Origin of the sequence: Motilibacter deserti (assembly GCF_011250635.1) — a bacterium.
GTDB classification, from domain to species: domain Bacteria; phylum Actinomycetota; class Actinomycetes; order Motilibacterales; family Motilibacteraceae; genus Motilibacter_A; species Motilibacter_A deserti.
The window spans coordinates 92,748-112,445 of record NZ_JAANNP010000001.1 but is presented as its reverse complement, the minus strand read 5'-3'; the positions used below and the strand labels follow the sequence as shown (position 1 = coordinate 112,445).

The window sequence follows — 19,698 nt, the reverse complement described above, 5'->3', positions numbered from 1 at the left end:
CGCTCGCAGAGGCGGAGGTGCCCTCGTGCCGCTCGGCCATGCCCGCCTCCTGTGTTCCGAATACGGAACGAGGGTAGATGATGGGGCGATGGACGAGCCGGCGAAGAGTGCCTCGCCGACTGCGGTCGGCGCCCGCATCCGCGCGTTGCGCACCGAGCGAGGGCTCAGCCTCTCCCGGCTGGCCGCGGACGCGGGGATCGGCAAGGCGACGCTGTCGGGGCTCGAAGCGGGCACGCGCAACGCCCGGCTGGAGACGTTGTACGCGGTGGCGGCCCAGCTCGGCGTCCCGCTCGGCGCGCTCCTGGCCGGGCCGGGCTCCTCCGATCCCGCCCCGAGCGTGGCCGGTGACGCCGTCACCGGGACACTCCTGCGCTCCTTCGCGGACCCGGGGATGACGACCGAGCTCTACCGGCTCGACGTCCGGCCGGGGGCGGTCCAGAGCTCGCCGGCGCATCCGCGGGGGACCGCGGAGCACCTGCTCGTGTTCCGTGGCACGTTGCGGGTGGGGCCGCCCGGCGCCGAGGTCGAGGTGGCGGCAGGCGGCTTCGTCGCGCTCGCGACGGACCGGCCGCACACGTACGCGGCCGTCGGGGACGAGCCGGTCGAGGCCGCGCTCGTGATCCGGCAGCCGACCTGAAGCAGAGCCACCCGCCGCCCGGCGCCCGGGCTGGCAGCTCGTCCGGCAGCTGGCCGCCGCCTTCCCCGTCGCTTCGTCCTCAGGAAGCGGCCGCCCGGCCCCGACACGACGAGAGCCACGCTCGCTCCGCGTGTCGTGTCAGTGGTCTCGCCTACTCTCGTCGGGCAGGTCAGGGAGCAGCACAGGGGGCGCGAGCCAGTGTCAGACGGAGGCAACGAGTCGAGCTTCGTGCACCTGCACGTGCACACGGAGTACTCCATGCTCGACGGTGCGGCCCGGCTGGACGACCTCTTCGCGGAGGCGTCCCGGATGGGCATGCCGGCGGTCGCGATGACCGACCACGGCAACGTCTTCGGCGCCTACGACTTCTACAAAAAGGCCAAGTCGCACGGCGTCAAGCCGATCATCGGCACCGAGGCCTACCTCGCGCCGGGGCACATCCACCGCAGTGACCGCACGCGCGCGCGGTGGGGCAACGGCGGTGAGGACGACGTCTCCGGCTCCGGCGCCTACACCCACATGACGCTGCTCGCCGAGACGACGGAGGGGATGCACAACCTCTTCCGGCTCTCGTCTCGGGCCAGCCTCGAGGGCTTCTTCTACAAGCCGCGCATGGACCGCGAGCTGCTCTCGCAGTACGGCAAGGGGCTCATCGCCACTACCGGCTGCCCGTCGGGGGAGATCCAGACCCGGCTCCGCCTGGGGCAGTACGACCTGGCCCGCGAGGCCGCGGGGGAGTTCCGCGACATCTTCGGCCGCGAGAACTTCTACTGCGAGCTGATGGACCACGGCATCGGCATCGAGAAGCGGGCCCACGAGGACCTGTTCCGCCTCGCCAAGGACCTGCAGCTGCCACTGCTGGCCACCAACGACCTGCACTACACCTACGCCAAGGACGCCACGGCGCACGAGATCCTGCTGTGCGTCCAGTCCGGGTCGACCTTCGCCGACCCCAACCGGTTCAAGTTCGACGCACAGGACTTCTACCTCAAGCCCGCGCACGAGATGCGCTCGCTGTGGTCCCAGTTCCCCGAGGCCTGCGACAACACGCTGCTCGTCGCCGAGCGCTGCAACGTCGAGTTCACCGAGGGCGCCAACCTCGCCCCGCGCTTCCCCGTCCCCGAGGGCGAGTCCGAGCACACCTGGTTCGTCAAGGAGGTCGAGCGCGGCCTCCTCCGGCGCTACCCGGGCGGCGTCCCGGACCACGTGCGCAAGCAGGCCGACTACGAGGTCGGCGTCATCCTGCAGATGGGCTTCCCGGGCTACTTCCTCGTCGTCGCCGACTTCATCGGGTGGGCCAAGTCCCAGGGCATCCGCGTCGGCCCGGGCCGCGGCTCGGCGGCGGGCTCGCTGGCGGCGTACGTCATGGGCATCACGGACCTGGACCCGCTCCAGCACGGGCTGCTCTTCGAGCGGTTCCTCAACCCCGAGCGCGTCTCGATGCCCGACGTCGACATCGACTTCGACGAGCGTCGGCGCGGCGAGGTCATCCAGTACGTCACCGAGAAGTACGGCGTGGACCGGGTCTCCCAGGTCGTCACCTACGGCACCATCAAGGCCAAGCAGGCCATCAAGGACTCCGCGCGCGTCCTCGGCCACCCGTTCGCCATGGGCGACCGCATCACCAAGGCGATGCCGCCGGCGGTGATGGGCAAGGACATCCCGCTCAAGGGGATCTTCGACTCCTCGCACAAGCGCTATTCCGAGGCGGGAGAGTTCCGCTCGCTCTACGAGGCCGACGTCGAGGTCAAGAAGGTCGTCGACACGGCGATGGGGCTCGAGGGGCTGAAGCGCCAGTGGGGCGTGCACGCCTGCGCCGTCATCATGTCCAGCGAGCCGCTCATCGATCACATCCCGATCATGAAGCGCGAGCAGGACGGCGCGATCATCACGCAGTTCGACTACCCGACCTGCGAGACGCTCGGCCTGCTCAAGATGGACTTCCTCGGGCTGCGCAACCTCACGATCATCGACGACTGCCTGAAGAACATCGCCGTCAACGGCAAGGAGGTCCCCGACCTCGAGGCGCTCACCCTCGACGACCCGGCGACCTACGAGCTGCTCTCGCGCGGCGACACGCTCGGCGTCTTCCAGTTCGACGGCGGCCCGATGCGCGCGCTGCTGCGCTCCATGCGCCCGGACAACTTCGAGGACATCTCCGCCGTCGGCGCGCTCTACCGCCCCGGCCCGATGGGCGCCAACGCGCACAACGACTACGCCGACCGCAAGAACAAGCGCAAGCCGGTCATCCCGATCCACCCCGAGCTCGAGGAGCCGCTCGCCGACATCCTCGGCGGGACGTTCGGCCTGATCGTCTACCAAGAGCAGGTCATGGCGATCGCGCAGAAGCTCGCCGGCTACTCGCTCGGACAAGCAGACCTGCTGCGCCGCGCGATGGGCAAGAAGAAGCGCGAGGTCCTGGACAAGGAGTACGTCAACTTCGCGGGCGGGATGAAGGAGCGGGGCTATTCCGAGGCCGCGATCAAGACGCTCTGGGACATCCTCCTCCCGTTCTCCGACTACGCCTTCAACAAAGCGCACTCCGCCGCCTACGGCCTCGTCTCCTACTGGACGGCGTTCCTGAAGGCGAACTACCCGGCCGAATACATGGCCGCGCTGCTGACGAGCGTGCGCGACGACAAGGACAAGTCGGCGCTCTACCTCAACGAATGCCGCCGCATGGGCATCAAGGTGCTTCCGCCGGACGTCAACGAGTCCGACGCGAACTTCACCCCGCGCGGCTCGGACATCCGCTTCGGGCTGACCGCGATCCGCAACGTCGGGGCCAACGTCGTCGAGGCCATCTGCGCGACCCGCGTGGAGAAGAGCCTCTACACCGACGTCGAGGACTTCTTCGCCAAAGTCCCGCTCGTCGTCTGCAACAAGCGGGTCATCGAGTCGCTGACCAAGGCCGGCGCCTTCGACTCGCTCGGGGTGACGCGGCGCGCGCTGCTGGACAAGCACGAGGAGCTCGTCGACCTGCACGTCGACGTCAAGCGCAACGAGGCGATCGGGCAGGACTCGCTGTTCGGCGCGATGGGCGACGACGGGGACGGCCCGGGTGCCACGCTCGGCGCGGTGCAGTTCGGCGTGGGGGAGTGGGACAAGTCCGTCCTGCTGGCCTACGAGCGGGAGATGCTCGGCCTCTACGTCAGCGACCACCCGCTGCTCGGCGTCGAGCACGTCCTCGCCGCCCAGAGCGACTGCACGATCTCGGCCCTCATGGCCGACGAGGACCGTCCCGACGGCCAGGTCGTGACGATCGGTGGGCTCGTGTCGGGGCTGCAGCGCAAGCTCACCAAGCAGGGCAACCCGTGGGCCATCGCGACGATCGAGGACCTCGAGGGCGCGATCGAGTGCCTCTTCTTCCCGGCGACCTACCAGCTGGTGGCGATGTCGCTGGCCGAGGACGCCGTCGTGGTCGTGAAGGGGCGGCTGGACAAGCGCGAGGACGTCCCCAAGCTGATCGCGATGGACCTGCAGGTCCCCGACCTGACCGAGGGTGCGACCGGAGGCCCGGTGCGCATCTCGCTGCCGACGCAGCGGTGCACCCCGCCCGTGGTCGAGCGGCTCCGCGAGGTGCTGGCCGCGCATCCGGGCATCACCGAGGTGCACCTCGCGCTGCGCGGCCGCGGCAAGACCACCGTCCTGCGCATCGACGACGGGCTGCGGGTCACTCCGACGCCTGCCCTGTTCGGCGACCTCAAGGCGCTGCTCGGCCCGGCCTGCCTCGGCTGACCTTCCCGGAGCCCGGTCGCGGTTCACAGCCGGGCTCCCGGCCACTCGGATGGGTGGACAGAGCGGTGTGGCCCGCGCCACTCGTGACCTCGTCGTAATGTCTTTCGACGTGACCGACGCCAGCCGCGCCTGCAGCGCGCAAGCAGAGTGAGCCCGCGCGGCTTCGCTGCACGCTTCGGCTGGGTGGCCGGGCTGCGGGCGGCCGCTGTCGTCGCCCTCGGCTCCGCGCTCGTCGGCCTCCTCGCCGGAGCTGCCTGGCAGTGGGTGGCGCCGCAGGTCGAAGGCACCGTGACGGCCGACGGCATCGTCCCGGACCCCACCCCTGCCGTCTTCGGCGCGGAGGCCTGGTTCGCCTGCGTCGCGATCGTGGCCGGAGTGCTCTGTGCCCTGCTCGCCTTCGTCCGGTTCGGCCGCACGGGCTCGTACGCGCTGCTCGGGCTGGTCCTGGGCGGCCTGCTCGGCTCGGCGGTCGCGTGGCAGGCGGGCTCGCGGCTCGGGCCGGGGGAGCTGTCGGCCGACGGGCATGCGGTCGGGGAGCGGGTCATCGCCGCGCTCGACCTGCACGCCTACGGCGTGCTGCTGTGCTGGCCGATCGCGGCCACGGTCATCTTCTTCGCGCTCACGGCCGGCTTCGGCGTCGACGACCCCCCGGCGGGCGACGGCAGAGCCCGGGCCGCCGGCCCGCACGAGCCCGGCCGCCATGGCCGGCGCCGCGTGGGCGAGCGCCCGAGCGGCACCTGACTGCGCGCGGCTCACCTCGTCCGGGCGGCGGTCGCCAACGCACTTCAGCGCGCGATCGCACCCGTTCGCGCGCCGGTGACCCGCACGAGGTCGGCGGGCGCCAGCTCGATGTCGAACCCGCGACGGCCCCCGGACACCAGCACTGTCCCGTGCGCCAGCGCGCTCTCGTCGACCACGGTGGCCAGCTGCTTGCGCTGGCCGATCGGGCTGATGCCGCCGACGACGTACCCCGTCGACCGCTCGGCCGCGGCCGGGTCGGCCATGCTCGCCTTCTTCGCCCCGAGCACGCCGGCCAGGGCCTTCAGATCGAGCTGGGCACTCACCGGCACCACGCCGACGGCGAGCGTGCCGTCGACGTCGGCGAGCAGGGTCTTGAAGACCCGCGCGGGCTCCACCCCGAGCGCTTGCGCGGCTTCGAGCCCGTAGGACTTGGCGGAGGGGTCGTGGTCGTAGGGCCGGGCGACGAAGGCCACCCCCGCCGCCGTCAGCGCCACCGTCGCCGGAGTGCCACCGGCCGCCTTCCCACCCGCACGCTTCGCCACGGGGCGGGAGGCTACCGAGCCACTCCCGCCCGGCGCGCGCGGTTTCGGCCTGCCGTGCTCCCGCCTCAGTTCGGCAGCGTCGTGGCCGGTGCGTGCAGCGGGACGGCCGCGAGGGCGGACACGAGAGCGGTCTCACGGCGTAGCAGCCGGGCCTCGAGGGCGAGCCGTCGCTCGGTGTCGGGTGCCGCGAGCAGCAGCTGGCGCTCGTCCTGCGGCACGACGAGCGAGCTCGCGACTGCGTACGACAGCGCAGCCGGTGTGAGCCCCCCGCGCCCGTCCGGCAGGGGAAGCTCGCGGGCGACCGACGCAGGGAGCGCCGCGACGTACTCGGCCAGCAGCCGGGCCACGGCGACGGCTCGGCGTCCCGCGTCGGCGCCGTCCGCGGGCTCGGGCAGCCACTCGACGACGCCGCCGGTCCACGGCCCGCCCGACGCTCCCGGCGGCTCCAGGCTCTCCAGCCGGAAGCGGCGCGTCCCGCTCGTGACGATGTCGTAGCGCCCGTCCGAGTAGGCCTCCACGTCGCGGATCTCGGCCACGCAGCCGACGTCGTGCAGGTGCTCGCGGGGCTCGCCGACGGCGGTGAAGCTCTGGCCCACCTCGCGCCCGGACCGGATGGCGACCACGCCAAAGGAGCGCGGCGCGTCGGCCGGCAGGTCGAGCAGGTGCTCGACGAGCGCCCGGTAGCGCTCCTCGAAGACGTGGAGCGCGAGCGTCGCGCCGGGGAAGAGCACGGCGCCGAGGGGGAACAGCGGAAGCCGCTCGGGCACGTGGCAACGGTATTCCACAGCCGTCCGCCCGATCTTCCCCAGCCCGGTCGCGCCGGCCCTGGCGCGCTCGCGCGGTCCCTAGACTTGGTCCGTGACCTCGACCTCTGCACCGGAACGCGGCACTCCCGGCTCGGCCCCGTCCACTCGCGAGGGCTTCGTCGCCCGGGTGGACCTGCGCGGCCGGTCCCATGACGCCGCCCTGGCGGCCGCCGTGCTGCCGCGGCCGGCGCTCGACGTCGAGACCGCCGTCGAGGTGGTGCGCCCGGTCGTGGAGGACGTCCGGGAGCGGGGGCTGGTCGCTGTCCTGGAGGCCACGAGCCGGTTCGACGGGGTGAGCCTCGAGGGCTGCCGCGTGCCGCAGTCGGCGCTCGACGACGCCGTCCGCGACCTCGACCCCGCGCTCCGGGCCGCCATCGAGGAGTCGGCCCGGCGTGCGCGCATCGTGTCCCGGGCCCAGCTGCGCCCGGACGAGCGCGTGGAGGTCGCGGCCGGCGGCGTGGTGACCGAGCGCTGGGTGCCGGTGCGCCGCGTCGGGCTCTACGCGCCCGGTGGCCTCCTCGCCTATCCGTCTTCGGTGATCATGAACGTCGTCCCTGCTCAGGTGGCCGGCGTCGGCTCGCTCGCGGTCGCGTCGCCCCCGCAGCGCGAGTACGGCGGGCTCCCGCACCCGAGCGTCCTCGCCGCCTGTGCCCTGCTGGGCGTCGACGAGGTCTACGCCGTGGGCGGTGCGCAGGCCATCGCGATGTTCGCCTACGGCACCGAGGAGTGCCGCCCGGTGGACATGGTGACCGGGCCGGGCAACGTCTACGTCGCCGCCGCCAAGCGGCTGCTGCGCGGCCGCATCGGCATCGACTCCGAGGCCGGCCCAACCGAGATCGGCATCCTGGCCGACGACACGGCCGACCCGGCGTTCGTCGCGGCTGACCTGCTCTCGCAGGCCGAGCACGACCCCAACGCGAGCTGCCTGCTGGTGACGCCGAGCGCCGAGCTGGTCGACGCCGTGGACGCCGAGATCGAGCGGCAGTTCGCGCTCACCAAGCACCAGGAGCGCATCGGGCAGGCGCTGCGGGGGCAGTCGGCCTACGTCCTCGTCGACGACCTGGAGCACGGCCTCGTGGTGGTCGACGAGTGGGCGGCCGAGCACCTGGAGGTCATCACCCGCGACGCGTCCGCGTGGGCCGCCCGGGTGACCAACGCGGGAGCGATCTTCGTCGGGCCCTGGTCCCCGGTGAGCCTCGGCGACTACCTCGCCGGCTCCAACCACGTGCTCCCGACCGGCGGGACGGCGCGCTTCAACGCTGGCCTGTCCGTGCAGACGTTCCTGCGCGGGATCCACGTCGTGGACTACACGAAGGAGGCGCTGGCGCAGGTGGCCGACCACATCGATGCGCTCGGCAACGCCGAGGACCTCGTCGCGCACGTCGCCGCCGTCCGCGCTCGCATCCCGGCCGAGGGTGACGCGTGACCGCCCTCGAGGAGCTGCCGCTGCGCGCCGAGCTGCGCGGCAAGGCGCCGTACGGCGCGCCCCAGCTCGACGTGCCGGTGCGGCTCAACACCAACGAGAACCCCTACCCGCCGAGCGCCGCGCTCGTCGCGGACCTCGCGGCGTCCGTGTCCGCCGCCGCGTCCTCGCTCAACCGCTACCCGGACCGGGAGGCGCTCGCCCTGCGCGGGGACCTGGCGGCCTACCTCTCCCGCTCGGGCGGGGTGCAGCTGAGCGCCGAGCAGGTCTGGGCCGCCAACGGCTCCAACGAGGTCCTGCAGCAGATCCTGCAGGCGTTCGGCGGGCCGGGCCGCACGGCGCTCGGCTTCGAGCCGACCTACTCGATGCACTCGCTCATCGCCGAGGGCACGTCGACGTCCTACGTCGTCGCCCGCCGGGAGGTGGAGTCCGGCTTCCGCATCGACCCCGCGGCCGCGGTGGAGGCCGTGGCCGAGCACGCCCCCGACGTGGTCTTCCTGTGCTCGCCGAACAACCCCACGGGCACGGCGCTGGACCCGGACGTCGTCGAGGAGGTCTACGCCGCCACCGCGGGCATGGTGGTGGTCGACGAGGCCTACGCCGAGTTCAGCCACGCGCCCTCGCTGCTCCGGCTGCTCCCCGGACGGCCGCGCCTCATCGTGACGCGCACGATGTCCAAGGCCTTCGCCTTCGCCGGCGGGCGCCTGGGCTACCTCGCTGCCGACCCCGCGGTGGTGGACGCGCTGCGGTTGGTGCGGCTGCCGTACCACCTGTCGGTGGTCTCCCAGGAGGCCGCGCGCGCGGCGCTCCGGCACGCCGACGACACGCTCGCCTCCGTGGACCTGGTCAAGGCCCAGCGCGACCGGATCGTCACCGAGCTGCGGGCGCGGGGCTACGACGTGGTCGACAGCGACGCCAACTTCGTCCTCTTCGGCCGCTTCGCGGAACAAGCGCGGGTGTGGCGGGCGCTGTTGGAGCGGGGGGTGCTCGTGCGCGAAGTGGGCCTGAGCGGCTGGCTGCGCGTGACGGCGGGGACCGAGGACGAGACGAGCGCCTTCCTGGACGCCCTTGACGCGGCGCGGGACGAGGCAGGGGAGACGCAGTGAGCGGAGGAAGCGTGGAGAGCGGGACAGCCCGGCGACGGGTCGGCCGGGTCGAGCGGGCCACCAAGGAGTCGTCGGTGCTCGTCGAGGTCGACCTCGACGGCAGCGGCACGGTCGACGTCTCGACCGGGGTCGGCTTCTACGACCACATGCTGGCCCAGCTCGGCAAGCACGGGCTGCTCGACCTGACGGTCAAGACCTCGGGCGACACCCACATCGACGCCCACCACACGGTCGAGGACACGGCCATCGCCCTCGGCGAGGCGCTGCGCCAGGCCCTCGGCGACAAGTCCGGCATCCGGCGGTTCGGCGACGCGCTGGTCCCGCTGGACGAGACGCTCGTCCAGGTCGCGGTCGACCTCGCGGGCCGCCCCTACTGCGTCCACACCGGGGAGCCGGAGGGGCAGGCCTATGTGGTCATCGGCGGCGACTACGTCGGCTCGCTGACCCGGCACGTCATCGAGAGCCTCTCGTTCAACGCCGCGATCGCCCTGCACGTGCGGGTGCTCGCCGGCCGCGACCCGCACCACCTCGTCGAGGCGCAGTTCAAGGCGCTGGGCCGGGCGCTGCGCGACGCGGTCGCCTACGACCCTCGTGTCGTCGGCGTGCCGTCGACCAAGGGCACGCTCTGATGGCCCCGTCCAACGGGCCGAAGGTCGCCGTCCTCGACTACGGCTCGGGCAACCTTCGCTCGGCCGTGCGCGCGCTCGAGCGGGTCGGGGCCGACGTCACGCTGACCTCCGACCGCGCGGTCGCCGAGGCCGCCGACGGGCTCGTCGTGCCCGGCGTCGGGGCGTTCGCGGCGTGCATGAAGGGGCTGCGGGCCGTACGCGGCGGCGAGGTCATCGGGCGCCGGCTGGCCGGGGGCCGCCCGGTGCTGGGCATCTGCGTGGGCATGCAGATCCTGTTCGAGAAGGGCGTCGAGCACGGCGTCGAGTCCGCCGGCTGCGGGGAGTGGCCCGGCGTCGTCGACCGGCTCGAGGCGCCCGTGCTCCCGCACATGGGCTGGAACACCGTGGACGTGCCGGAGGGCACCCGGCTGTTCGCCGGGCTCGAGGGCGAGCGGTTCTACTTCGTCCACTCCTACGGCGTGCGTGGCATGGACATGCCGCCCTCGGACCGGTACCCGGCCCCGCTGCTGACCTGGTCCCGGCACGGCCACCCGTTCCTCGCCGCCGTCGAGAACGGCACGCTCAGCGCGACCCAGTTCCACCCCGAGAAGTCCGGCGACGCGGGTGCGGCGCTGCTCGAGAACTGGCTGCGCACGCTCACCTGACCCCTGCGAGCCCTCGTTCCGAGGGCGGGCGCGACCTGCCCTGTGCCGGCAGGCGGCTCGGGCCAGGGCACGTGACGCCACCCCTGGCGCCCGACCGGCTGCGCTGCGGCAGCCGTTAAGGTTCTGGCCCGTGGCGGCCAAGGGTGAGCGGGCGCGTCGGCGCGCCCTCCTCGAGGCCGAGCGGGCGCGCGCGACACGGGAGCGTGAGCTGCGCGAGGCGCGCTCGCGCAAGCGGCGCACGGCGCTCACGCGAGCGCGGGCCAAGCTGCCGCGGCGCACCCGTGTCGGCCGTCCGACCGGCCCGCGTGCCCGCCGGCGCCGGGTCCAGACCCTCAGCCTGATCGCCCTGCTGGTCCTCGCCCAGGGCGCCGTCTGGCTCTCCACGTCCGACTGGCTGCTGCGTGCCGGTGCGCTCTTGCTCGCCGTCGTGGCCGCTCCCGTCCTGGCCACTCTCCTCTTCGACCGGAGGCACTGACTCCCGTGACCGACCTCTCCGACCGCCTGGTCCTGCTGCCCGCCGTCGACGTCGCCGACGGCCAGGCCGTCCGCCTCGTCCAGGGCGCTGCGGGCAGCGAGACGTCCTACGGCGAGCCGCTCGCCGCCGCCCGCGCGTGGGAGGCCGCCGGGGCGGAGTGGATCCACCTGGTCGACCTCGACGCCGCCTTCGGCCGCGGCTCCAACCGCGAGCTGCTCGCAGAGGTCGTCCGCAGCGTCGACGCCAAGGTCGAGCTGTCCGGAGGGATCCGTGACGACGAGTCCCTGCGCGCGGCCCTCGCGACCGGGTGCGCCCGCGTCAACCTCGGGACGGCGGCCCTCGAGTCGCCGGAGTGGGTGCGCCGCGCGATCGGCGAGTTCGGCGACCTGATCGCCGTGGGCCTCGACGTGCGCGGGACGACCCTCGCCGCGCGGGGCTGGACGCAGGAGGGCGGCGAGCTCTTCGAGGTCCTCGAGCGGCTCGACCGCGACGGCTGCGCCCGCTACGTCGTCACCGACGTCAACAAGGACGGCACGCTGCAGGGCCCGAACCTCGACCTGCTCCGCTCGGTGTGCGCCGCCACGGACAAGCCGGTGATCGCATCCGGTGGCGTGAGCACGCTCGACGACCTGCGGGCCCTGCGGACCCTGGTCCCGTCCGGGGTCGAGGGCTCGATCGTCGGAAAGGCGCTCTACGCCGGCGCGTTCACGCTGGAGGAAGCGCTCGCCGTCGCCGGCTGAGGACGCCAGGGAGCGGCTGCACCACCCGGGTGGTGCTGTGGATGTCACAGCCGCCTTGTCGGACGCGCCGCTTATGCTCACCCCGCATTCACCCTGGGGGTACTTCATGATGCGTGCCCGGCTCGTCCTGCCGGCCCTGTTCCTCGTTCCCACGGCCGCCGTCGGTGCCCTTCCGGCGCAGGCCTCGACCCTTCCGGCAGTGTCCGCCGACGTTGCGCCCGCAGCCTCCGCAGCAGCCTTGTCGCGGCCTGCCTCGACCGCCGGCGCGGCGTCGACCGCCGGTGCGACGTCGACTGCCGTCGCGCCGGCCGTCCCCGCACTGCCCGAGCTCGGTGTGACGCGCTCCGTCACGCACGGCACGGTGGTCGCCCGCCCGGCCAGCACGGTGCCCTGGGTGCTCCCGCTCTGGCACGTGCGCAAGGGTGCGACGTCGGCGGACGCCCTGTGCAGCTCCTCCGCCATTTCGCCGACCGAGATCGTCACGGCGGCGCACTGCGTCCCCGACGCCAAGGGGCTCTACTACGTCGAGATCGGGGCCAATGCCCTGCGCAAGGGCACGCTCGTGCCGGTCGAGGCCATCCGCTTCCACAGCGGCTACCGCGACCGCACGGCCGTCAACGACGTGGCTGTGCTGCGGCCGCTGGTCCCGCTCTCGCTGAGGGCCTACGCCCGGCTCGCTTCGCCCTCGCTCGCCGCGAAGGCGCGCGCGGGACGTGTGGCCGGCCTGCGCATCTACGGCTGGGGCGACAACGAGAAGGGCAAGCTGACCGGCCAGCTGCGGACGACGACGCTGCGCCAGGTCAACGCCCTCGCCGACCGCACGTTCCGCTACTTCAGCCCGAAGACGCAGCTCGCCGCCGCTCGCTCCCTCGGGCGCGGCCGCTTCGCGGGCGGGTGCAACGGCGACAGCGGCGGCCCTCTCACGACGAAGGTCGGAAAGGCCGTCTTCGTCGTGGGCGTGTCGAGCTACGGCGCGGCCAAGGGCTGCGACCTCGCGCCCACGGTCTTCACCAGCGTCGGGGCCTACTCCGCGTGGACGAAGGCCGCGCGCACGTCGCTCCCGAAGCTCGCCAGGACGCAGAACCGCGCGCTGCCCTACAACACCGCCGCCCCGGCGGCGTCCGGCACCGTCGCGCTCGGCCAGCCCATCACGTGCGGCGCGGGATCCTGGACGGCCAACACCAGCAGCGTGGTTCCTGAGTGGTACGTCGGCAGTAGCAAGCTCGAGGGTGGCCCTGTCCACGTCTTGACCGAGGCGGACGCGGGGCGCACGCTCACCTGCAAGGTGACGGCCACGTCGCGGGCCGGGACCGCCACGGCGGCCGCGGACGTCGCCGTGCCGCCGGCGCCTGATGTGCTCGCGAGTCGCCCGACCATCACGGGCATACCCGACGGTGGGCTTCTGCCTGCCCCTGACACCGTGGCGGCGTGCTCAGTGCCTACCACTGATGTGCCCGGCGTCGTGACGAGCTACCAGTGGCTTTCCGTCCCCGAACTGAACGCGGTCAACGACCTTCGGCCGCTGGGGACGAGCCCGAGCCTCGTCCTGACGGTCGACGTATTGAAGGCCACCGCCGGCCGCTGGCTCGTCTGTCGGGCGACGAGTGCGAACGCAATGGGTTCTGTGACCCGCGACGACTATGAGTACTTCCCGAACATCACCAACCCCCGGTTGAGCGTCAACACCGGGCTCGCCGACCCCGCCACGGGACGCCTGGGCTGCAACGCTGTGATCTTCGAGCAGGGCGTGACGTTGTCCTACCGTTGGGTTGCTGTGACCGGATTCGTCCCAGCAACGATCCCGGCAAACGCGCAGGTCCTCAGCAATACGGACACCTACACGCCGACCGATCGGAGCAAGATCTACGTCTGCGAGGCCACGGCTACCTCGTGGCAAGGTTCTTCCGTCAAGCTGGGCTCGTTCCGGTTCTCCTGACCCAGCTCACATAGGCTCGGCGCGTGAGCCTCGCCGTCCGTGTCATCCCCTGCCTCGACGTCGACGCCGGGCGCGTCGTGAAGGGCGTCCGGTTCACCGAGATCCGCGACGCGGGCGACCCGGTCGAGATGGCGAAGGTCTACGACGCCGAGGGCGCCGACGAGCTGGTGTTCCTCGACATCACCGCCAGCAGCGGTGAGCGGGAGACGACTTATGACGTGGTCCGCCGGACCGCGGAGCAGGTCTTCATCCCGCTCACCGTCGGCGGCGGCGTCCGCACCGTCGCCGACGTGGACAAGCTGCTGCGCGCCGGGGCCGACAAGGTCGGCGTCAACACCGCGGCCGTGGCCCGGCCCGAGCTGGTGCGCGAGATCGCCGAGCGCTTCGGCTCGCAGGTCCTCGTGCTCTCGGTCGACGCCCGCCGCTGCCCGGCCGACGTCGCCCCCACGCCGAGCGGCTTCGAGGTCACGACCCACGGCGGGCGCAAGGGCACGGGCATCGACGCGGTCGAATGGGCGGCCCGCGCCGCCGACCTCGGCGTGGGCGAGGTGCTCCTCAACTCCATCGACGCTGACGGCACGCAGCAGGGCTACGACCTGGAGATGCTGCGCGCCGTCCGTGCGGCTGTGACGGTCCCCGTCATCGCCAGTGGCGGTGCGGGGAAGCTCGACGACTTCGCGCCCGCCGTCGAGGCGGGGGCCGACGCCGTGCTGGCGGCGAGCGTCTTCCACTTCGGCCAACTGCGGATCGGTGAAGTCAAGAGCGCCCTTCTGGCCCGGGGCCACGAGGTCCGCTAGCTCTCGGCTCCCAGCTCACACACCCAGCCCGGCGTCGAGCCGGGCGACCGCATCCGCGTCGCCGCGCACGCAGGCCTGCGCATGCGACCCGCGGCCGAACGCGTGGAGCAGCAGCTCGACCACCGGGCCTTCGACGACGATCGGGGCTCCGGCGCCCTTCGCCACCGTGGCCTCCTGCCCGGTGTCGCGACGCAGCAGCACGGGCGCGGGCGACTTGCGGTAGAGCAGCCGTCCCGTACGCGACAGCTGGCCCCAGAGCGCGTCCTCGAGCTCGCGCGGAAGGGCACGCGGCTGCCACCCGTCCTGCGCCCGCCGCACGTCCTCGTGGTGGACGAGGAGCTCGACGAGGTTGGCCCGTGCGTCCACTCCGGGCAGCGCGTACGGCGACCAGCCGGGTGGGCCGGTGCGTACGGCGTCAACCAGCTCGGGCCATGGCCGTGCCGCGATGCCCGCCTGGACCCGACGCGTCCAGCCGGAGAGCGGCGTGGCCAGGATGCCGATCGCCGCGTCGAGCCGCCGCTCGCGAAGGACCAGGTGGGCGGCGAGGTCGCGCGCGGCCCAGCCCTCGTCCAACGTCGGCGCGTCGGGTCCGACGGCCTCGAGCGTCGCGCACAGCGCCTGGCGTTCGACCGTCGCGTGGCTCATGCCGCCACGCTACGGGCGCCCCGAGGGGCCCGCAGCCCGGCCCACCGTCCGGTCGGCCTCGCGTGGACGCCCCGCCCGCCGCCCCGGGCCCGCCCACGCCCGCCTACGCCCGCCTCCGGGTCAGCCGGCCACCCGGCGCACCTCACGGTCGAGTGGCCACGCGTTGGGACGGCAGCCGGCCAGCCCCTTGGACTGCTGCTGCATCACGGGGGCGAGCGCACCGGCGCGCGGGCAGCCGACGTGGCCCAGCCCGAGCCAGTGCCCGGTCTCGTGGTTCAGCACCATGCGGCGGTACTGGCGCAGGGGGCCGGGGAACGGGCGGCTCCCGCCGCGCCAGCGCGCCTCGTTGATGACGACGTAGCGGCCCGAGCGGCAGCTGTAGGCCGCGTCGCAGACCCGGCCGTACGACGGCACGGCGGACGCGGCGGCGAGCACCAGCGTGAAGTCGCCCCCGGAGCCCACTCGCCGGAAGCGGTGGAAGCCGCGCGCCCATCCGCGGGGGTCGGCATAGGTCGCGGCGGCGGAGGCGGCGAACTCGCGCACCGCGCTGGGGAAGTCCCCGCGGGTGCGCACCACGTACGTGTGGACGCGCACGGCGGTGACGCGCGCGGGCGCCGACGCAGGCCCTCGCGCGAGCGCCGCGCGGTAGGCGTAGACACCGGCCTGCGTGTGCCGGACGGTCGTGCGGAACCGCCCCGCCGTCCCCGTGCGCAACGTCTGGACGGCCGTCCACTGCCCGGCGGCCCGACGCTGCAGCACGACCGCGGTGCCGGCGCGGGGCCGCGGCACGACCGCGCCCGAGACGGCGACCCGGCGCCCGACCGGCGCCTCCCGGGTGAGCGTCAGCTCGACGGCCGGAACGGGGGCGGCCCGTTCCGCTGGCTCGGCCTCAGCGGGCCGGGGCGCCGCCGGCTTGGCCTGACCAGGCCGGGGCGTGGCCGGCTCGGCCTCAGCGGGCCGGGGCGCCGCCGGCTTGGCCTCAGCGGGCCGGGGCGTGGCCGGCTCGGCCTCAGCGTGCGGGGTGGGCGCCGCTGGCCCGGTCGGCGCGGGTATGGCGGCTGCGAGCCCCACCGCCCCCGGGGCCACCGGGGCGCCGGCGCGCGACAGGGGCAGCGTCTGCGCGAGGACTGCGGCCAGCAGGCACAGGAGCACGGACGCGAGCCCGCGCCGGGCAGCCCTGACCGGCCCCCGGACGCGCGCGACGTGCCGGCCGCTGCTCGGCCGGAGCGGAGTACGGGAGCTCGCGAGGCGTCGCCGCGCAGGAGCGCGACGGAGCGCGCGGGCCACGCAGTGATCGTAGAGCGAAGCCGTATTCGGGCATCACCCCCCTGTGGACTGTGCGCGGACCGGTCGCCCGTGGTGAGGCAGGATGGTCACGTGCCCGGAACACCCGCCGCCGACCCCGTGCCCGCCGCCCCGATGCCGGCCGGCCGCGAGCCCAACGTCCTCGAGCCCTCCGGCCGGGTCGTCTCCAGCGAGCTCGACCCCGCCGTCGCCGCGCGCCTCAAGCGCGACGCGGACGGCCTCGTCGCCGCCGTCGTCCAGCAGTGGGACACCTGCGAGGTGCTGATGGTCGGCTGGATGGACGACGAGGCGCTGCACCGCACGCTGACGACCGGGCGCGCGACGTACTGGAGCCGCAGCCGGCAGGAGTACTGGGTGAAGGGCGACACCTCGGGCCACGTCCAGCACGTCAGGAGCGTGCGCCTCGACTGCGACGGCGACGCGCTGCTCGTCTCGGTGGACCAGGTGGGGGCGGCCTGCCACACCGGCGATCGCACCTGCTTCGACGCGGTCGAGCTCTTGGGAGGCGCCGCGTGACCGCCGTCGCCGACGCCGCCGCCGGGACGGGCCGCCCTGCAGGCCCTGCGGGCCGGGTCGCCGGCACCGCCGCCCCCACGATCGAGGAGTTCCGCCGGCTCGCGGTCGAGCGTCGGGTCATCCCGGTCACCCGGCGGCTGCTCGCCGACGGGGAGACGCCGGTCGGGCTCTACCGCAAGCTGGCGGGGGAGCGGCCGGGGACGTTCCTCCTGGAGTCCGCCGAGCACGGGGGCGTGTGGTCGCGCTACTCGATCGTCGGCGCGCGCAGCGCCGCGACGCTGACCGAGTCCGACGGGCAGGCCGTCTGGCTGGGCACGCCGCCGGTCGGGCTGCCCTCGGGCGGCGACCCGCTCGACGCGGTGCGTGCCACGCTCGAGGCGCTGCACACCTCCCGGCTGCCCGGGCTGCCGCCCCTGACGGGCGGGCTCGTCGGCTACATCGGCTACGACGCCGTACGCCGCCTCGAGCGCCTGCCGGTGCTCGCCGAGGACGACCTGCGGCTCCCCGAGCTCGGGCTGCTCCTCGCGACCGACCTCGCGGTGCTCGACCACGTCGACGGCACCGTCCTGCTCGTGGCCAACGCGATCAACTGGGACGACAGCCCCGAGCGCGTGGACGAGGCGTACGCCGACGCGCTGTCCCGGCTCGAGCGCATGACGGGCGAGCTCGGCCAGGCCGCTCCGGCGACCGTCGCCACCCTGGACGCCGCCGTCGACCCGGCCTATACCGGGCGCACCGACCGCGCCGACTACCTCGCCTCGGTCGAGACGGCCAAGGAGGCGATCCGCGCCGGCGAGGCGTTCCAGATCGTCGTCGGGCAGCGCTTCGAGCTGGAGACGCAGGCGAGCGCGCTCGACGTCTACCGGGTGCTCCGGCTGACCAACCCCAGCCCCTACATGTACCTCCTGCGCATGCCCCAGGGGTTCGACATCGTGGGCTCGAGCCCCGAGGCGCTGGTCAAGGTGACCGAGGGCCGCGCGATGCTGCACCCGATCGCCGGCACCCGCCCCCGCGGCGGGACGCCCGAGGAGGACGCGGCGCTGGCGCAGGAGCTGCTCGCCGACCCCAAGGAGCGCGCCGAGCACCTCATGCTGGTCGACCTGGGCCGCAACGACGTCGGGCGGGTGAGCACCGCCGGGAGCGTCGAGGTCGTGGACTTCATGTCCATCGAGCGCTACTCGCACGTCATGCACATCGTCTCGACAGTCGTCGGCACGCTCGCGCCGGGGCGCACGGCGTTCGACGCCGTGGCAGCCTGCTTCCCCGCGGGCACGCTGTCGGGCGCGCCGAAGCCGCGCGCGATGGAGATCATCGAGGAGCTGGAGCCCACGCGCCGCGGGACCTACGGCGGCATCGTGGGCTACCTCGACTTCGCCGGGGACGCCGACACCGCCATCGCCATCAGGACGGCCGTCCTGCGTGAGGGCCGCGCCTACGTCCAGGCCGGGGCCGGGATCGTCGCGGACTCCGACCCGGTGGCCGAGGACGCCGAGTGCCGGCACAAGGCAGCGGCCGTGCTGCGTGCGGTCGCCACCGCGGGGACCCTGCGGGCGGCGGGGCCGCTCGCGCCGTCCCTGGGCGGTCGGGCAGCCGGCCCGGCGTGACGTCGGACCAGGGCAAGCGCAGCCCGCGCGTCGGTGACTCCCAGCCCGGCGCCCGACGGGGGGCGCGGGACCGCGGGCTGGTGCTGGCCGCCGTCGTCGCGGCCGGCGCGGTCGCCCTGCTGTCCGGTGGCCGCACCTGGGCGACCGCCCGAGCGGTCGGCACACCGGTCGCCGCTCCGCCCGTCCCGCTCACCGCGGGCGACCTCGCGCCGGCGGTTTCCGCCCTGGGGCTCGTCGCGCTGGCCGGCGCAGCGGGGCTGCTCGCCGCGCGCGGGCCGCTGCGCCGCCTCGTCGCCGTCCTGGTCCTGCTGTCCGGGGCAGGCCTCGCCGTCGTCGCGGGCCGCGCGGGCACCTCGGAGTCCGCTGCGGCACGCGAGGCCTCCGAGTCGCTGCCCGGCGGCACCTCGATCGGGGTGGCCTTCTCCGCGTGGCCGTGGGTGGCCGTCGTCGCGGGCCTCGTCCTGGCCGCGGCCGGTTTCGTGGCCGTGGCGCGGTCGGGCAGGTGGGCGGCCCTCGGGGCGCGCTACGACGCTCCCGACGGCGGCCGCCGGGCGGCTCCCAAGGACGCGTGGGCGGCGCTCGACCGCGGCGAGGACCCGACGGACTGACGCCGCGACGGGCGAGCGCTGCTTAGCGCGTCATCGCCTCGTGGTCGGCGAGGCGGGGGGTTCCGACGGCGAGGGGCGGGCCATCCGCCACATGACCGGACCGCGGCCGCCGATGGGCGCAGGGCTGCCGGGGAGCACCGCGAAGCCGGCGCGCTCGTAGTACGCGACGTTGCCGGGGGCGGAGGTCTCGAGGTAGACCGCGCAGGGGTGCGCGAGCAGCGGTGCCAGCAGCGCACGGCCGACGCCGCGCCGCGCCGCCGAGGGCCGGACGCCGAGCACCTGCAGGTAGGCGACCGGTCCTTCGGCCGGGGCCGGGAAGGCCGCGTCGACCGCGGAGCCGAAGGCCGCCGCGGCCCGCAGCCCACCGGGGTCGCGCACCCCCGCAGGAAGCAGCCGCAGCGCCGCCCACGTCTTGCGCCCAGCGGTCATCGGGTACGCGCCCGGGGGCAGCCAGACGGCCGCGCCGAGCACACCGGTGCCGTCGCCGGTGCCGTCGCCGGTGTCGTCGCCGGTGTCGTCGCCTGTGCGCCCGCCGAAGCGCCTGTCGGTGACCTCCTGCGTGCCCCCCTGAGTGCCCCCGCACCCGCCGCCGCCCGGGCGTGGGCGTGCGACGAGCACGCGGCCGGAGCGAGCCGCGTCGGCGACGGCCGCGCGAAGGACGGACTGCAGGACGCGGCGCCGGGCGGCGGCACTCGGGACGACCGCGCTCCAGCCGGGGTCGTCCTGCAGCGCAGCAGCCAGCACCCCGGCGACGGACCGGGCCTCGCCCCGGCGGATGTCGGAGACGTCGAGATCCACGCGACTCC

Annotated in this window: 19 protein-coding genes; 14 read left to right on the top strand and 5 right to left on the bottom strand. The window is 74.1% G+C overall.

Annotated features, from left to right (window positions below; all coding sequences use genetic code 11):
• The first annotated feature begins 88 nt into the window (after window positions 1–88).
• From G9H71_RS00485 to G9H71_RS00475, 3 genes are all read left to right on the top strand, one after another.
• Window positions 89–637 (top strand): helix-turn-helix domain-containing protein, encoded by a 549-nt coding sequence (locus tag G9H71_RS00485; RefSeq protein ID WP_166276329.1) that lies wholly within the window; start codon window positions 89–91, stop codon window positions 635–637.
• Window positions 638–865: 228 nt separating this feature from the next.
• Entirely contained in the window at window positions 866–4,375 is a 3,510-nt protein-coding gene (dnaE, locus tag G9H71_RS00480; RefSeq protein WP_331272632.1) for a DNA polymerase III subunit alpha, read from the top strand.
• Window positions 4,376–4,558: 183 nt separating this feature from the next.
• Window positions 4,559–5,116 (top strand): DUF2567 domain-containing protein, encoded by a 558-nt coding sequence (locus G9H71_RS00475; protein WP_166276325.1) that lies wholly within the window; start codon window positions 4,559–4,561, stop codon window positions 5,114–5,116.
• Window positions 5,117–5,160: 44 nt separating this feature from the next.
• Here G9H71_RS00475 and ybaK read toward each other — a convergent pair whose 3' ends face one another.
• A complete protein-coding gene (gene ybaK, locus G9H71_RS00470) occupies window positions 5,161–5,658 on the bottom strand; it encodes a Cys-tRNA(Pro) deacylase (RefSeq protein ID WP_166276322.1) in 498 nt (165 codons plus the stop codon).
• A gap of 65 nt (window positions 5,659–5,723) precedes the next feature.
• A complete protein-coding gene (locus G9H71_RS00465) occupies window positions 5,724–6,425 on the bottom strand; it encodes an LON peptidase substrate-binding domain-containing protein (protein WP_166276319.1) in 702 nt (233 codons plus the stop codon).
• Between the two features lie 166 nt (window positions 6,426–6,591).
• Here G9H71_RS00465 and hisD point away from each other — a divergent pair, with 166 nt between their 5' ends.
• The 8 genes from hisD to hisF all read left to right on the top strand — a co-directional run bounded on the left by hisD (window position 6,592) and on the right by hisF (window position 14,214).
• Window positions 6,592–7,890 carry a histidinol dehydrogenase gene (gene hisD, locus G9H71_RS00460; RefSeq protein ID WP_407939664.1) on the top strand — a complete coding sequence of 433 codons (1,299 nt, stop codon included), beginning with the start codon at window positions 6,592–6,594 and terminating at the stop codon, window positions 7,888–7,890.
• The gene (locus G9H71_RS00455) at window positions 7,887–8,993 is read left to right on the top strand and encodes a histidinol-phosphate transaminase (RefSeq protein ID WP_166276313.1); all 1,107 of its coding nucleotides are present in this window, start codon (window positions 7,887–7,889) and stop codon (window positions 8,991–8,993) included. Before hisD ends, G9H71_RS00455 begins: the two co-directional genes overlap by 4 nt.
• Window positions 8,990–9,622, top strand: a complete 633-nt coding sequence (gene hisB, locus G9H71_RS00450) for an imidazoleglycerol-phosphate dehydratase HisB (RefSeq protein ID WP_331272631.1) — start codon at window positions 8,990–8,992, stop codon at window positions 9,620–9,622. Before G9H71_RS00455 ends, hisB begins: the two co-directional genes overlap by 4 nt.
• On the top strand, window positions 9,622–10,266 hold the full coding sequence (hisH, locus tag G9H71_RS00445) for an imidazole glycerol phosphate synthase subunit HisH (RefSeq protein WP_166276308.1): 645 nt from the start codon (window positions 9,622–9,624) through the stop codon (window positions 10,264–10,266). The genes hisB and hisH overlap by 1 nt, the downstream gene beginning before the upstream one ends.
• A 130-nt stretch (window positions 10,267–10,396) precedes the next feature.
• Window positions 10,397–10,741: a hypothetical protein gene (locus G9H71_RS00440; RefSeq protein WP_166276305.1), complete on the top strand. Its 345-nt coding sequence runs from the start codon at window positions 10,397–10,399 to the stop codon at window positions 10,739–10,741.
• A 5-nt stretch (window positions 10,742–10,746) separates the two neighbouring features.
• Window positions 10,747–11,481, top strand: coding sequence for a bifunctional 1-(5-phosphoribosyl)-5-((5-phosphoribosylamino)methylideneamino)imidazole-4-carboxamide isomerase/phosphoribosylanthranilate isomerase PriA (gene priA, locus G9H71_RS00435; protein ID WP_166276302.1), 735 nt, complete (start codon window positions 10,747–10,749; stop codon window positions 11,479–11,481).
• Window positions 11,482–11,680: 199 nt separating this feature from the next.
• A complete protein-coding gene (locus G9H71_RS00430) occupies window positions 11,681–13,417 on the top strand; it encodes a S1 family peptidase (protein ID WP_166276299.1) in 1,737 nt (578 codons plus the stop codon).
• 23 nt (window positions 13,418–13,440) lie between these two features.
• On the top strand, window positions 13,441–14,214 hold the full coding sequence (gene hisF / locus G9H71_RS00425; RefSeq protein ID WP_166276296.1) for an imidazole glycerol phosphate synthase subunit HisF: 774 nt from the start codon (window positions 13,441–13,443) through the stop codon (window positions 14,212–14,214).
• Window positions 14,215–14,229: 15 nt separating this feature from the next.
• On the opposite strand, the gene G9H71_RS00420 is transcribed toward hisF, so the two are convergent.
• Together G9H71_RS00420 and G9H71_RS24305 are read right to left on the bottom strand one after the other, a co-directional pair.
• Window positions 14,230–14,859 (bottom strand): TIGR03085 family metal-binding protein, encoded by a 630-nt coding sequence (locus G9H71_RS00420; RefSeq protein WP_166276293.1) that lies wholly within the window; start codon window positions 14,857–14,859, stop codon window positions 14,230–14,232.
• 120 nt (window positions 14,860–14,979) lie between these two features.
• A complete protein-coding gene (locus tag G9H71_RS24305) occupies window positions 14,980–16,011 on the bottom strand; it encodes a DUF3152 domain-containing protein (protein WP_166276290.1) in 1,032 nt (343 codons plus the stop codon).
• Window positions 16,012–16,278: 267 nt separating this feature from the next.
• On the opposite strand from G9H71_RS24305, the gene hisI reads away from it, so the two are divergent.
• The 3 genes from hisI to G9H71_RS00400 all read left to right on the top strand — a co-directional run bounded on the left by hisI (window position 16,279) and on the right by G9H71_RS00400 (window position 18,892).
• Window positions 16,279–16,680, top strand: a complete 402-nt coding sequence (gene hisI, locus G9H71_RS00410; RefSeq protein WP_166278766.1) for a phosphoribosyl-AMP cyclohydrolase — start codon at window positions 16,279–16,281, stop codon at window positions 16,678–16,680.
• An 80-nt stretch (window positions 16,681–16,760) separates the two neighbouring features.
• Complete coding sequence (locus tag G9H71_RS00405; RefSeq protein ID WP_407939663.1) at window positions 16,761–18,284, top strand: anthranilate synthase component I; 1,524 nt, start codon at window positions 16,761–16,763, stop codon at window positions 18,282–18,284.
• Complete coding sequence (locus tag G9H71_RS00400; protein ID WP_166276287.1) at window positions 18,281–18,892, top strand: Trp biosynthesis-associated membrane protein; 612 nt, start codon at window positions 18,281–18,283, stop codon at window positions 18,890–18,892. Before G9H71_RS00405 ends, G9H71_RS00400 begins: the two co-directional genes overlap by 4 nt.
• A 30-nt stretch (window positions 18,893–18,922) precedes the next feature.
• Here G9H71_RS00400 and G9H71_RS00395 read toward each other — a convergent pair.
• Window positions 18,923–19,698: GNAT family N-acetyltransferase (locus G9H71_RS00395; protein WP_231133960.1), on the bottom strand; the 776-nt coding region annotated here is incomplete at its 5' end.

What these genes read in the sequence shown, in the direction of transcription:
- hisI (WP_166278766.1), top strand. Translation starts at nt 16,279, where the DNA reads ATGCCGGCCGGCCGCGAGCCCAACGTCCTCGAGCCCTCCGGCCGGGTC.
- hisH (WP_166276308.1), top strand. Translation starts at nt 9,622, where the DNA reads ATGGCCCCGTCCAACGGGCCGAAGGTCGCCGTCCTCGACTACGGCTCG.
- G9H71_RS00420 (WP_166276293.1), bottom strand. Translation starts at nt 14,859, where the DNA reads ATGAGCCACGCGACGGTCGAACGCCAGGCGCTGTGCGCGACGCTCGAG.
- G9H71_RS00485 (WP_166276329.1), top strand. Translation starts at nt 89, where the DNA reads ATGGACGAGCCGGCGAAGAGTGCCTCGCCGACTGCGGTCGGCGCCCGC.